Origin of the sequence: Ideonella benzenivorans, assembly GCF_020387415.1 — a bacterium.
GTDB classification, from domain to species: Bacteria; Pseudomonadota; Gammaproteobacteria; order Burkholderiales; family Burkholderiaceae_C; genus Ideonella; species Ideonella benzenivorans.
In genome coordinates this window covers 84,889-97,611 of sequence record NZ_JAGWCB010000012.1, presented here as the reverse complement: position 1 = coordinate 97,611, position 12,723 = coordinate 84,889, and the positions used below count along the sequence as shown (strand labels likewise).

Sequence of the window (12,723 nt, the reverse complement as noted above, 5' to 3'; positions counted from 1 at the left end):
AAGGCGACCCTCGGGTCGCCTCTTTTATGCAGTGCAGCTGCACGATAAAAAAAGAGCTCACCAAAGGTGAGCTCTTTTTTGGGTGAGGTGAAACCTTGGTTACTGCAGAGCATCCAGCGCGCGCGCCGTGATTTGATCCACCGTCCCCATTCCGGAGATCTTCCGATATGCCGGTGCCATTGAGTCCCCGGTGGCGGCCCAGTCGCTGTAATAGCTGACCAAGGGTTCAGTCTGGGAATGGTAGACATCCAGACGCTTGCGCACCGTCGTCTCCTCGTCATCGGGACGCTGGACCAGTTCTTCCCCGGTCACATCGTCCTTGCCTTCCACTTTGGGCGGGTTGAACTTGACGTGGTAGGTGCGCCCAGAAGCGACGTGAACACGGCGGCCACTCATGCGCTCGATGATGGCCTCGTCCGGAACGTCAATCTCCAACACATAGTCCAGCTTGACGCCTGCCGCCTTCATGGCCTCGGCCTGCGGAATGGTGCGGGGAAATCCGTCAAAGAGGAAGCCCTTGGCGCAATCCGGCTGGGCGATGCGTTCCTTGACCAGCCCGATGATGATGTCATCGCTGACCAAGCCGCCCGCATCCATCACCTTCTTGGCGGCCAATCCCAGTTCGGTCCCTGCCTTGACGGCAGCGCGCAGCATGTCGCCGGTGGAGATCTGGGGAATACCGAACTTCTGGCAAATGAATGCCGCCTGGGTTCCTTTGCCAGCGCCGGGCGCGCCGAGGAGAATCAATCGCATGGGAAATGCCTCGTGATGATGAATTCTTGTTGCCGCTGTGGGCGAACTGGCCCGCGCTGCGGGCAGTTCCTGGATTGAGGGCAGGATAGCATGGGCTTACCTGCGCAGACCTGACGCGCCTCAGCCTGAAAACTCCGGGCTTACCCCAGGTAGTGCTGGCGGACGCGGGCGAGGTCTTCGGGGGTGTCCACGCCCGCGGGCGGCGGGGTGTCTGTGACATGAACCGCGATCTTCTCGCCATGCCAGAGGATGCGCAGCTGTTCCAAGGACTCGACCTGTTCCAGTGGCGAGGCCTCCAGTCCAGGGAAGCCGCGCAGATAGCCTGCTCGATAGGCGTAGATGCCGATGTGGCGCAGCGGAGGGCAGCTCGACGTCAGCGAGGGGTGCCCGCCCGAGGAGCCGTCACGCCACCAAGGAATGGGGGCGCGGCTGAAGTACAGGGCACGGCCCCGCCGGTCGAGCACGACCTTGACCACGTTGGGATTGCGCAGCTCCGCCTCGGAATGAATGGCGTGGGCAGCGGTGGCGGTGACGCAATCGGGGTGTTGGATCAGCTGCTCGGCGCAAGCACGGATCAGCGTGGGGTCGATGAGCGGCTCGTCCCCTTGCACATTGACCACGATGGCGTCGCCATCCAGGCCCAGTTGTGTGCAGGCCTCTGCCAATCGGTCACTGCCGCTCTGATGGTCGTGGCGCGTCAGGATGGCCGTGACGCCATGTGCTGTGCAGGCCTGTTGAATGGTTTCGGCATCGGTGGCGACCACCACCCGCCGGGCACCGGACTGCAGTGCGCGTTCCGCCACACGCACCACCATGGGTTTGCCCCCCAGATCGGCCAATGGCTTGCTTGGCAGACGCGAGGAGGACAGGCGCGCCGGAATGAGAACGCTGAAGGTCACAGTGTTTCCTCTGCACCCAGCACACGTGCCTCGCCCTCCAGCATGATGGGAATGCCGTCACGAATGGGAAAGGCCAGGCGATCCGCTGCGCACACCAGTTCCATGGGGCGTTGCTGTTCATCTCGCCGCAGTTGGAGAGGGCCCTTGCAAACGGGGCATACCAGCATCTCGAGCAGTCGGTGGTCAGCGGTCATGGTGCGTATTCTTGGAATGGAGCAGAGCTTGGTCGACGCGCCGAAGCAGATCGTCAGGAAGCTGCAAGTCTAGCGCGACCACCCAGAGGCGTGGCAGGGGTGGCAGTGCCTGCGGCTGCAGTTTCACCGCGTCCTTCTCGGTGATCAGCACGTCCGACGCATCGGTTGGCCAGGGCGGCGGATGCAGCACCGCGTGGTCGGGCAGGGGCAGGCGGCTCAGCCGAAGGCCGGCCTGTTCCAGCTGGCGGAAGAAGCGCTCGGGTTCGGCAATGCCCGCCGCAGCGACGAGCGGGTGCTGTTGTGACTGGCCGGCCAGTGTCCGCAAGGCCTCGGGCGACGGTGGCAGGCCTTGCCACCAGTGGGGCAGCAGCGCGGCGCCGGACAGACGGCGCTGGGCGCAGGGCCCGGGCAGGCGCGTTGAAGGGCGGTCGGCGTTGTAGAGCACCTGCCAGTCGTCGGGCAGCTCGCGGGGCAGGCGTTGCCTCAGCGGGCCGGCGGGCAGGGGCAGGCCGTTGCCTTGTCCGCGTGCGTCGAAGACCACGATGGCCAAGTCCCTGGGCAGGCGCGCGTGCTGCAGGCCATCGTCGGCCAAGAGCACGTCGATCTCCGGATGCCGATCCAGCAGTGCGCGGGCCGCAGCAAAGCGGTCGCGGCCGACCATCAGGGGCGCGCGCGTACGCAAATGGATCAGCAGGGGCTCATCACCGGCAACGCCGGCCGGGGTGTCGGCATGAACCTCCACCATCTCGTCATCCTGGCGCCCATAACCGCGCGACACCACACCGGGGTGCCAGCCGCGTGCTTGCAACGCCTGCAGCAGGCCAATGGTGGTGGGCGTCTTGCCTGCGCCGCCCACGATCAGGTTGCCAACCACGATCACCGGTGTCCGCAAGGGCCGCTGTCGCTGGGCCCAGCGACGGCCACGCCAGCGCTGCAAGGACGACAGTGCCACATACAGCAGTGACAGAGGCCACAGCAGGCATGCGGCCATGCCAGGGCGAGGCTGCCACCACTGGCGCTGCAGCCAGTTGGCCAGCCGGGAAGTCGTCACGGGTTGGGGCTGCCGCCAGAGCCTGGCGCCTGGGCTGCGAAGGTGATGCGCACCAGGCCGGCGCGGCGGGCGGCATCCAACACGTTGATGACCGACTGGTGGGCCGCGGTGGCATCGGCCGAAATGATCACGAAGGGGTTCTGTTGATCCGTGGCAGCCCGTTGGAGCGCAACCGTCAGCGCGTCCACGCTGCGACCGTCGACGGCCTGGCTGTCGACGGCATAACGGCCATCGGCCGCGACGGCGACGATGATCTGCGCAGGGCGCTCGTGCACGGCATCGGCGGCCGCAGAGGGCAGATTGACCTGCAACTCCGTGAACCGGGAGTAGGTGGTCGACAGCATCAGGAAGATGAGGATCACCAGCAAGACATCAATGAACGGGATCAGGTTGATCTCCGGTTCATCGGAAGAGCGGGCACGGAAGTTCATGGCCATTTCTGCGGGCTCAGCGGTTGCCTTGGCGCATCAGTTGCAGCAGCAGTCGCTCGCTGGCCTGCTCCATGTCGTGCAGATAGTCGTTGACGCGGCCGCGGAAGTAGCGGTGCGCCATCAGCGACGGAATGGCCACCATCAGACCGAACGCCGTGTTGTACAGCGCGACGGAGATGCCATGAGCCAGTTGAACCGGGTTGGTGCCGTTGCCGGGAGCCTGGGAACCGAAGATCTCGATCATGCCGATCACCGTGCCCAGCAACCCGAGCAGCGGAGCGGCCGAGGCGATGGTGGAAATGGCGTTCAGATAGCGGTCCAACTGGTGTGCCGCCGAGCGTCCGGCCGTTTCGAAGGCCTGCCGCAGGGTGGATTCGGGGGCCCGTGGATCGCTGGACCAGGCACGCAGGCCACCGGCCAGCACGCTGCCCAGCAGGGAGTTGTCAGCGAGCTTCTTCAGCACCTCGGTACTGGGAACACCCTGCTTGGCCACGGTCAGCACCTCGTCGGTCAGTCCCTCGGGGGCCACGCGCACCTTGCGCAGGTAAACCAGACGCTCCAGAACCAGGGCCAGGGCCCCGACGGAGCACAGGATCAGCGGCCAAATCGGCCAGCCGGCGGCTTGTATGATGGACAGCAACGATACCCCTCTGGCCCAAGGCCTTGCAGACAGCGTGCCCGCGATTATGAACTGAAGGGGCGGTCGTCGATTGCAGCGTGCGGCAGATGTGCGACGGTGGCTGTCTGTGCCCTGGGGCATCCACATTTTCTGTGGATAACTTTGTGGGTAAGCCGGTGCGGGGCGGCCGAAAAGCCTGTCGCTACGGGCTTTCCACTAGATTGCCCAAAAAGATGGCGATCAAATTTCCATACAAATCAATGTGTTGTGACGAAGAATCGTTTTTCGTGAGGGGCTCTGGGCGCGTTGCGTCGGGATGGCGGGCGCGTGGATATCTGTCGCGATCGCTTCGAGGATGCGGCCATGACCGATGAGCTGGAGCCGCGGCAAGATGGTGTCGGGCGGGCCTGGAGTGTGGCCGGGCTGTTGCTGGCCGTCGCCGATGCGATGGCCGTGCGCTTCGGCGCCGTCACGGTCCGGGGGGAGCTGTCGGGCTACATGCGGGCGGCGAGTGGGCACTGCTATTTCTCGCTCAAGGATGGGCAGGGCAACGGTGCGGCCATCCGCTGTGTCATGTTCCGGCGCCAGGCCGCGATGCTGGCCAGCCCGCCACGGGATGGGCAACAGGTCGAGCTGCGGGGGCGGCTGTCCATCTACGAACCGCGGGGCGAACTGCAGCTGGTGGTGGAGGCGCTGCAGCCCCTGGGGGCGGGGGCGCTGTATGAGGAGTTTCTGCGCCTGAAGGCCCGGCTGGCGGCACAGGGGTGGTTTGACCCCGCCCGCAAGCGGGCCCTGCCGGCCCATCCGCGCGCCGTGGGGGTGCTGACCTCGGCCAGCGGCGCGGTCTGGCACGACGTCGTGACCACGCTGCGCCGTCGTGCGCCACATGTTGAGGTGGTGTTGTACCCGTCGCTGGTCCAGGGGGCGGAGGCGCCGGCCGCGCTGCAGGCCGCTTTGGCCCAGGCCAATGCGCGGGCGGAGGTCGATGTCATCCTGCTTTGCCGAGGGGGCGGCAGCCTGGAGGACCTGTGGGCCTTCAACGACGAACGTGTGGTGCTGGCGGTGGCACAGTCGGCCCTGCCGGTGATCTGCGGCGTGGGGCATGAGACCGACGTGACCCTGGCCGACTGGGCGGCGGACCTGCGGGCGCCCACGCCGACGGCCGCCGCGGAGCTGGTGTCCCCGGCGCGCGACGAACTGCTGGCGGCACTGGACGGCAGGGCCCAGTGGATGATCCGGCGGGTGCATCAACGCCTGGAAAGTGCGGTGCAACAGCTGGACCGGGCGGGGCTGCGGCTGCGTGACCCCCGGCGGCAGCTTCAGCTGCAGGCCGAGCGGCTGCTCCGCTTGCGGCAGCGTCTGGTCGCGGCATCAAATGCGCAGGTCTTGCGGACCCGGCAGCGGCGGGCCGATCTGGAGACCCGTTGGCAGCGGGCGGCCGGGCAGATGGTGCAGACGCAGCAGCATGCGCTGCGACTGCGGGCAGCCCGGCTGGCTGCGCTGGATCCCCGGGCCGTTCTCGCGCGCGGCTACGCCTGGGTGGAAGGCGCGGATGGTCGACCAATCCTGTCGGTGGCCCAGTTGTCCACCGGGCAGGCCGTGCGCGCTGTCTGGCAGGATGGTGCCGCCCGGGCCACCGTCACCGATATCGAAGCTGGGGCCAGGGATACTGGGCCTGCTCGCGGCTCGGATTAGGCACCCGTGCCTACAATCGACGCCGACTCTTCACCCATGAAGCCGGCGGGCTTGACGACCGCCGTGTCATCCACGAAAGGAATCTGCATGGAACACACTCTGCCGCCGCTGCCGTTTGGCCTGGACGACCTGACGCCCCACATGAGCCGGGAGACGCTGGAGTACCACTACGGCAAGCACCACAATGCCTATGTGGTGAACCTCAACAACCTGATCGGTGGCACGGAATTCGCGGGCCTGCCGCTGGAAGACGTGGTCAAGAAGTCCAGCGGCCCCGTGTACAACAACGCGGCCCAGACCTGGAACCACACCTTCTTCTGGAACTGCCTGAAGAAGAATGGCGGCGGCGAGCCCACGGGTGCGCTGGCTGCGGCCATCAACGCCAAGTGGGGGTCGTTTGCGGCCTTCAAGGAAGCCTTCACGAAGAGCGCCGTCGGCAACTTCGGTTCGGGCTGGACCTGGCTGGTGAAGAAGGCCGATGGTTCGCTGGACATCGTCAACATGGGGGCCGCCGGCACGCCGCTGACCACCGGTGACAAGCCGGTTCTGACGATTGATGTCTGGGAACACGCCTACTACATCGATTACCGCAATCTGCGCCCCAAGTTTGTCGAAACCTTCCTGAACAACCTGGTGAACTGGTCGTTCGCGGAAGCCAATTTCGCCGCCTGATCGGCGAGCGAGCTTCGCCTCCCAAAAAGGGCCGGCTTCATGCCGGCCTTTTTTGTTGTCCCATCAACGGCGGGCTCAGGGGGCCGCAAAGGCCGGGCCGCTCAGGCGAGCCCCCGCCTTCAGCCCCCGCTTGGTGAACCAGCCCTGGTTCATCTCCAGCACAAACCGCACCGGTTTGCGGGAGCAGTGGGAGGCTTCGGTCATCGGGGCCATGTCCTCGATGTTCACGATCGTGCCGTCCTCGGCGACGAACGCTGCGGACAGCGGAATCAAGGTGTTCTTCATCCAGAAGCACTGGGTGGCCGGCAGCTCGAACACGAACAGCATGCCCTCGTGCGGGGCCATCGCCTTCCGGAACATCAGGCCGATTTCCCGCTGCTCCGGCGTCTGGGCCACCTGGGCCACGATGTTGTACATCCCCGCCGACAGGGTCACCGAGGGCAGGTGCTGGGCTTGTGGGCTGCTGCCCTGGGCCTGGGCCAGGCCCGGGAAAACCCCGACCAACCACCAAATGGCGCCGAGGACGACGGAATTACTCTTGATGAATGTCATTTCAAAGGGGATGGATGGCCATAACATGCCTCAACGTGCTGGCCCGCTGGGCGGCTGACATCTTCCGATTGCTTCATGAATGCTGCTGTTTCCCTTGGCGCCGAACCGACTTCGGGTCTTGATCTGGCCGTCTTGGACGACCCGATCGAACAACAGCGCTTCACCCGCTGGACCGAGGCCGCGGATGGGCAACGCCAAGCGGAATCCGCGTTCCAGCTGAGCGGAATGTACTGTGCCGCCTGTGCCGGCATCATCGAATCGGCGCTGGCAGCGGTGCCGGGGGTCGCGGAGGCGCACGTCAATTCGGCCTCTCGGCGGGCCCAGATTCGCTGGGACCCGGCGCAGACCTCGCCGTCCCGGCTGGTGCAGGCCATCCGGGGGGCGGGTTATGACGCGGCGCCGGATGCGGCAGCCTCGGTGCGGGAGCTGCGTCGCAAGGAGCGACGGCAGGCGCTGTGGCGGGTGTTTGTGGCCAGTTTCTGCGCCATGCAGGTCATGATGTTCGCCACGCCCAGTTATGTCGCGCATGGCAACGAACTGGCGCCAGACCTGCGGCAGCTGTTGAACTGGGGCAGTTGGGTGGTGACGCTGCCGGTGCTGCTGTTTTCCGCGGGGCCCTTCTTCACGGGGGCGTGGCGCAGTCTGCGCTTGCACAAGATCGGCATGGACGTGCCCGTCGCGCTGGGGCTGCTGGTGACCTTCGTCGCGAGCTCAGGGGCCACCTTCGACCCGACCGGCCCTTTCGGGCATGACGTCTACTTCGATTCGCTCACGATGTTCGTGAGCTTCTTGCTGGGGGGGCGCTATCTGGAGATGAGCGCTCGCCACCGCGCCGCCGAGGCGCTGGAAGAGACGCTTTCCGGCATGCCGGAGACGGCCTTGCGGCTCAAGGTCGGTGACGCGGTCGAGACGGTCAGCGTGCTCCGTCTGGTGCGCGGAGACCGGGTGCGCGTGCCGGTGGGGGCGGCCTTCCCGGCCGATGGCCGACTGGAGCAAGGGCAAACCGAGGCCGATGAATCCCTGCTGACCGGGGAGTCCCGTCCGGTGGTGAAGCAGGCCGGCGACGAGGTGGTGGCGGGCAGCATCAACCTGGGCGCGCCGGCCACCATGCAGGTAGAGCGGGTGGGCGCAGACACCCGGCACGAGGCCATCGTGGCCATGATGCGCGATGCCATGAGCCAGCGCCCGGCGCTGGCCCGGTGGGCGGATGCCTGGGCGGCTCCTTTCCTGTGGACGGTGCTGGCCTTGGCGCTGGGGGCCGGGCTGGTCTGGTCGTGGGTGGATCCGTCCCGGGCGGTCTGGGTCATGGTGTCGGTGCTGATCGTCACCTGCCCCTGTGCCTTGTCTCTGGCGGCGCCCTCGGCCCTGGTGGCTGCCGCCGGTGCCCTGGCGCGGCGCGGTGTGATGGTGCAGCGGCTGGATGCACTGGAGGCCCTGGCCACCATGACCCGGCTCTACACCGACAAGACCGGCACCTTGACCGAGGAGCGGCCACAGTGGTCGCGGACGGTGCTGCTGGCGGACGATGGCGATGCGGTGACGCTGACCGCACAAGCGGCGTCGCTGGCACGCTGGTCCAGTCACCCGTTGTCCCAGGCCTTGGCTGCGCAGGGGATGGCCTCGGAGCAGGCCCCATGGGACGCGGTGCAGGAACAGGCAGGGGCCGGCCTGGAGGGGGCGGATGGCACCGGACGTCGCTGGCGGCTGGGGTCCTTCGCCTGGGTAGGGGGCGAAGGGGCCCTGCGGCATGCTGCCGGGCAGGATGAGGGGCAGGCCGTCTATTTCGGCCCGGTGGGGCAGCCGCTGGCACGCTTTGAGTTCGACGAGCGACTCAGGCCCGATGCCGCTCAGGCGCTTCAGGCGCTCGGCGCCGAGGGCATTCAGGTGGGCCTGTTGTCAGGAGACAGCACAGAGCGCGTCAGCCGCTTGGCGGCCGCGCTGGGGCTGACCGAATTCCATGGTGATGCGACGCCGGCGATCAAGCGCGATGTGCTGGCTCGGGCTCAGGCCGACGGCGCCATCGTTGGCATGGTGGGAGACGGCATCAACGATGCGCCGGTGCTGGCGCGGGCCAATGTCTCCTTTGCGATGGGGCAGGGCGCCCTGGTGGCCCGTTCGCATGCCGATGCCGTGATCGTGTCCAATCGCCTGGAGGATTTGGTGCTGTCGCGGCGGCTGGCCCGACAGGCGATGACCGTGGTGCGACAGAACCTGATTTGGGCGGCGCTCTACAACAGCGCTTGCATTCCTTTGGCCATGCTGGGTTATCTTCCGCCCTGGGCGGCGGGGCTGGGCATGGCCTTGAGTTCACTGCTGGTGGTTGGAAACGCCTGGCGCATTGGGCGCTGACGTGTCCAGTACACCCCTGCAAGGCATTCGATGGACATTCTTTATCTGCTGATTCCGCTGTCCGCTGTGCTGGTCCTGGTCATCATCGGCGTGTTCGGCTGGGCGCTGCACCGCGGCCAGTTTGATGATCTGGAGCGCGAAGGCGAACGCATCCTGCAACAGGACGCGACCGTCGTTGATGACGATCAAGCGCCTCGTCAGGGTGTTCAAAAACAATCCAACCCGTCTCAGTGAGTCAAGAGTCTCGATAAGAAGGAGGCCTTCCGATGGCAAATAGTTCCGCGCCGGCACAACCGGCATACACAGACGCCGTGGTGAGGGGGTTCGCCCTCGTTGCGGTGTTGTACGGCATCGTAGGGATGCTGGTAGGGGTGATCGTCGCGTCCCAGTTGGCGTGGCCTGAGCTCATCAATGGCATCCCGTGGTTGACCTACGGTCGTCTGCGCCCGTTGCACACGAACGCTGTGATCTTTGCATTTGGCGGCTCGGTGCTCTTCGCCACCAGCTACCACGTGGTTCAGCGCACCTGTCAAACCGCGCTGTTTCTGCCCAAGCTGGCGTGGTTCACCTTCATCGGGTGGAACATCGTGGTGCTGTTGGCTGTGGTGACGCTGCCCTTGGGGATGACCGCTGGCAAGGAATATGCCGAACTCGAATGGCCGATCGACATCCTGATCGCCGTCGTCTGGGTGTCCTACGCCATCGTCTTCTTCGGCACCATCGGCATCCGCAAGGTGCGTCACATCTACGTGGCCAACTGGTTCTTCGGTGCCTTCATCATCGCTGTCGCGCTGCTGCACATCGTGAACAGCGCTGAAGTGCCGGTGTCGCTGTGGCCGATGAAGTCCTACTCGGCTTACGCCGGTGTCCAGGACGCCATGGTCCAGTGGTGGTATGGCCACAACGCCGTGGGCTTCTTCCTGACCGCCGGCTTCCTGGGAATCATGTACTACTACATTCCCAAGCAGGCCGAGCGTCCGGTGTACTCGTATCGCCTGTCGATCGTGCACTTCTGGGCCCTGATCTTCACCTACATGTGGGCGGGTCCTCACCACCTGCACTACACCGCGCTGCCGGACTGGGCGCAGTCGGTCGGCATGATCTTCTCGCTGGTGCTGCTGGCGCCGAGCTGGGGCGGGATGATCAACGGCATCATGACCCTCTCGGGGGCCTGGAACAAGCTGCGTGACGACCCGATCCTGAAGTTCCTGATCGTGTCCCTGTCGTTCTACGGCATGTCGACCTTCGAAGGTCCGATGATGTCCATCAAGACCGTGAATGCCCTGTCGCACTACACGGACTGGACGGTGGGCCACGTGCACTCTGGCGCCCTGGGCTGGGTGGGCATGGTGTCGATCGGTGCCCTGTATCACCTGATCCCGCGCATGTTCGGTCGCAAGAGCATGTACAGCACCCGCGCGATTGAGCTGCACTTCTGGATCGCCACCATCGGCATCGTGCTCTACATCGCCGCGATGTGGATTGCCGGTGTGATGCAAGGCCTGATGTGGCGCGCGGTGAACCCTGACGGCACGCTGGTTTACAGCTTTGTCGAATCGGTGAAGGCGACCTATCCGTTCTACGTGATTCGTGTGTGCGGCGGTCTGATGTACCTGACCGGCATGCTGATCATGGCCTGGAACACGGTCATGACGATCGCCAATGGCCGTGCCGTGCCCACGCCGATCCCGGCCGTGGTCGCTCACGCCTGAGACTGAAGGAGAACAACAAATGGCGAGCAATCACAAGCCGTCTGGTCACGAGAAGATCGAGACCAGCAACTTTCTGATGATTGTGCTGATCCTGGTCGCCGTGGCGATCGGGGGGCTGGTGGAAATCGTTCCGCTGTTCTTCCAGCACTCGACCACGCAACCGGTGCCGGGCCTGAAGCCCTACACCGCGCTGCAGCTGGCAGGACGGGACGTCTACCTGCGCGAGGGCTGCTACAACTGCCACTCACAAATGGTGCGTCCGTTCCGTGCGGAGACCCTGCGCTATGGCCCCTACTCGGTGGCCGGCGAGTACGTCTACGACCACCCGTTCCAGTGGGGCAGCAAGCGCACGGGGCCTGATCTTCAGCGCGTTGGTGGTCGCTATAGCGATGAATGGCATCGCGTGCATCTGAACAATCCGCGCGATGTGGTGCCGGAGTCGAACATGCCGTCCTTCCCGTGGCTGAAGGACGCCACGCTGGATCCGGCAGCCATCGGTCCCAAGATGAGCGCGCTGCGCAAGGTGGGGGTGCCTTACTCCGACGCCGAAATTGCGGCGGCAGGTGACGAGGTCAAGGGCAAGACCGAAATGGATGCCCTGGTGGCCTACCTGCAGGTCCTCGGGACTGCCCGCAAGTAAAGGAATAGGAGCCGAGCATGTCAATCGATCTGAACATGTTGCGCAGCATCGTGACCGTGGTGTCTCTGGTGTTGTTCGTCGCGCTGATGGTGTGGACCTGGAGTCGGCATCGCAAGTCGGGGTTTGACGAGGCGGCCCAGCTGCCCTTCATGGATGATGAGAGCGACGGTGCTCACCACCTGAAGTGATGTGCGCGAGGGCCGGCAGCGCCGGCCCGCTCACCACAGGAGAAAAGAATGAGTGACTTTTTCAACGTCGGATGGTCGATCTATATCGCGGCCGTCGTGATCGGCGGGCTGGTCTTCTGCCTGGCGCTGTTGATCATTGCCAGCCGCAGAAGGGTCATGGCCGATGACAACAGCACCGGCCACGTCTGGGACGAGGACCTGAAGGAGATGAACAACCCACTGCCGCGCTGGTGGATGGGGCTGTTCGTGATCACCGTGGTCTTTGCTGCGGTCTACCTGACGCTCTATCCGGGCCTGGGTTCCAACAAGGGGGCCCTGGGCTGGACCGAGATCGGTCAGCTGCAGACTGAGAACGACAAGGCACGTGCGGCCATGGCGCCGGTGTATGCCGCCTTCAACAATGTGCCAGCCCCGGAACTGGCCAAGAACCCGCAGGCCATGGCCATTGGCGAGCGGCTGTTCGTCAACAACTGCGCGCAATGCCACGGCGCCGATGCCCGTGGCAGCAAGGGCTTCCCGAACCTGACCGACCAGGACTGGCTGGGTGGGGATGGCGGTCCCGAGTACATCGAGAAGACCATCGTCAACGGTCGCCAAGGTGTGATGCCGGTGATGGCGCCTGCCGTGGGAACGCCGGAAGACGTGCGCAACGTGGCCAACTATGTGCTGAGCCTGTCGGGCAGCCCGCACAACTCGGTGGCCGCACAGTTGGGCAAGACCAAGTTCGCGGCTTGCGCAGCTTGTCACGGCCCGGAAGGCAAGGGCAATCCGGTGGTCGGGGCGCCGAACCTGACGGACAAGGTCTGGCTGCACGGCTGGGGTGAGGATGCCGTGATGGCGATGGTCAACAATGGCAAGACCAATGTCATGCCACCGCAGGGCCAGCGCTTCACGCCCGAACAGATCAAGGTGCTGGCGGCCTACGTCTGGAACTTGTCCCACAGCACAAAAGTTGCTGCCCAATGAGC

The 12,723-nt window shown here is 65.2% G+C and carries 15 protein-coding genes; 8 read left to right on the top strand and 7 right to left on the bottom strand.

Annotation, left to right across the window (positions count from 1 at the left end):
* Nucleotides 1-99 precede the first annotated feature (99 nt).
* The 6 genes from adk to KGA65_RS13155 form a co-directional block, all read right to left on the bottom strand.
* A complete protein-coding gene (gene adk, locus KGA65_RS13180; RefSeq protein WP_225863590.1) occupies nucleotides 100-753 on the bottom strand; it encodes an adenylate kinase in 654 nt (217 codons plus the stop codon).
* Between the two features lie 140 nt (nucleotides 754-893).
* Nucleotides 894-1,652, bottom strand: coding sequence for a 3-deoxy-manno-octulosonate cytidylyltransferase (gene kdsB, locus KGA65_RS13175; protein ID WP_225863589.1), 759 nt, complete (start codon nucleotides 1,650-1,652; stop codon nucleotides 894-896).
* On the bottom strand, nucleotides 1,649-1,846 hold the full coding sequence (locus KGA65_RS13170) for a Trm112 family protein (RefSeq protein ID WP_225863588.1): 198 nt from the start codon (nucleotides 1,844-1,846) through the stop codon (nucleotides 1,649-1,651). The genes kdsB and KGA65_RS13170 overlap by 4 nt, the downstream gene beginning before the upstream one ends.
* Nucleotides 1,836-2,897, bottom strand: coding sequence for a tetraacyldisaccharide 4'-kinase (gene lpxK, locus KGA65_RS13165; RefSeq protein ID WP_225863587.1), 1,062 nt, complete (start codon nucleotides 2,895-2,897; stop codon nucleotides 1,836-1,838). The genes KGA65_RS13170 and lpxK overlap by 11 nt, the downstream gene beginning before the upstream one ends.
* On the bottom strand, nucleotides 2,894-3,328 hold the full coding sequence (locus KGA65_RS13160) for an ExbD/TolR family protein (RefSeq protein ID WP_225863586.1): 435 nt from the start codon (nucleotides 3,326-3,328) through the stop codon (nucleotides 2,894-2,896). Before KGA65_RS13160 ends, lpxK begins: the two co-directional genes overlap by 4 nt.
* A gap of 16 nt (nucleotides 3,329-3,344) precedes the next feature.
* Complete coding sequence (locus KGA65_RS13155) at nucleotides 3,345-3,968, bottom strand: MotA/TolQ/ExbB proton channel family protein (protein ID WP_225863585.1); 624 nt, start codon at nucleotides 3,966-3,968, stop codon at nucleotides 3,345-3,347.
* Between the two features lie 342 nt (nucleotides 3,969-4,310).
* Here KGA65_RS13155 and xseA point away from each other — a divergent pair, with 342 nt between their 5' ends.
* Both xseA and KGA65_RS13145 read left to right on the top strand, forming a co-directional pair.
* A complete protein-coding gene (gene xseA, locus KGA65_RS13150) occupies nucleotides 4,311-5,642 on the top strand; it encodes an exodeoxyribonuclease VII large subunit (protein ID WP_225863584.1) in 1,332 nt (443 codons plus the stop codon).
* Between the two features lie 87 nt (nucleotides 5,643-5,729).
* Entirely contained in the window at nucleotides 5,730-6,314 is a 585-nt protein-coding gene (locus tag KGA65_RS13145) for a superoxide dismutase (protein WP_225863583.1), read from the top strand.
* Between the two features lie 75 nt (nucleotides 6,315-6,389).
* Here the strand turns inward: KGA65_RS13145 and KGA65_RS13140 are convergent, their stop codons facing one another.
* Nucleotides 6,390-6,866, bottom strand: coding sequence for a DUF192 domain-containing protein (locus KGA65_RS13140; protein WP_225863582.1), 477 nt, complete (start codon nucleotides 6,864-6,866; stop codon nucleotides 6,390-6,392).
* A 75-nt stretch (nucleotides 6,867-6,941) separates the two neighbouring features.
* Here KGA65_RS13140 and KGA65_RS13135 point away from each other — a divergent pair, with 75 nt between their 5' ends.
* From KGA65_RS13135 to ccoP, 6 genes are read left to right on the top strand one after another with little or no spacing between them, the layout of a single operon-like run.
* Entirely contained in the window at nucleotides 6,942-9,215 is a 2,274-nt protein-coding gene (locus tag KGA65_RS13135) for a heavy metal translocating P-type ATPase (protein WP_225863581.1), read from the top strand.
* Nucleotides 9,216-9,245: 30 nt separating this feature from the next.
* Nucleotides 9,246-9,449 carry a cbb3-type cytochrome oxidase assembly protein CcoS gene (gene ccoS, locus KGA65_RS13130; protein WP_022982560.1) on the top strand — a complete coding sequence of 68 codons (204 nt, stop codon included), beginning with the start codon at nucleotides 9,246-9,248 and terminating at the stop codon, nucleotides 9,447-9,449.
* Between the two features lie 32 nt (nucleotides 9,450-9,481).
* Entirely contained in the window at nucleotides 9,482-10,927 is a 1,446-nt protein-coding gene (gene ccoN / locus KGA65_RS13125) for a cytochrome-c oxidase, cbb3-type subunit I (protein ID WP_225863580.1), read from the top strand.
* A gap of 19 nt (nucleotides 10,928-10,946) precedes the next feature.
* On the top strand, nucleotides 10,947-11,567 hold the full coding sequence (gene ccoO / locus KGA65_RS13120) for a cytochrome-c oxidase, cbb3-type subunit II (protein WP_225863579.1): 621 nt from the start codon (nucleotides 10,947-10,949) through the stop codon (nucleotides 11,565-11,567).
* A 17-nt stretch (nucleotides 11,568-11,584) separates the two neighbouring features.
* Nucleotides 11,585-11,755, top strand: a complete 171-nt coding sequence (locus tag KGA65_RS13115) for a cbb3-type cytochrome oxidase subunit 3 (protein WP_225863578.1) — start codon at nucleotides 11,585-11,587, stop codon at nucleotides 11,753-11,755.
* A 48-nt stretch (nucleotides 11,756-11,803) separates the two neighbouring features.
* On the top strand, nucleotides 11,804-12,721 hold the full coding sequence (ccoP, locus tag KGA65_RS13110) for a cytochrome-c oxidase, cbb3-type subunit III (protein ID WP_225863577.1): 918 nt from the start codon (nucleotides 11,804-11,806) through the stop codon (nucleotides 12,719-12,721).
* Nucleotides 12,722-12,723 lie beyond the last annotated feature (2 nt).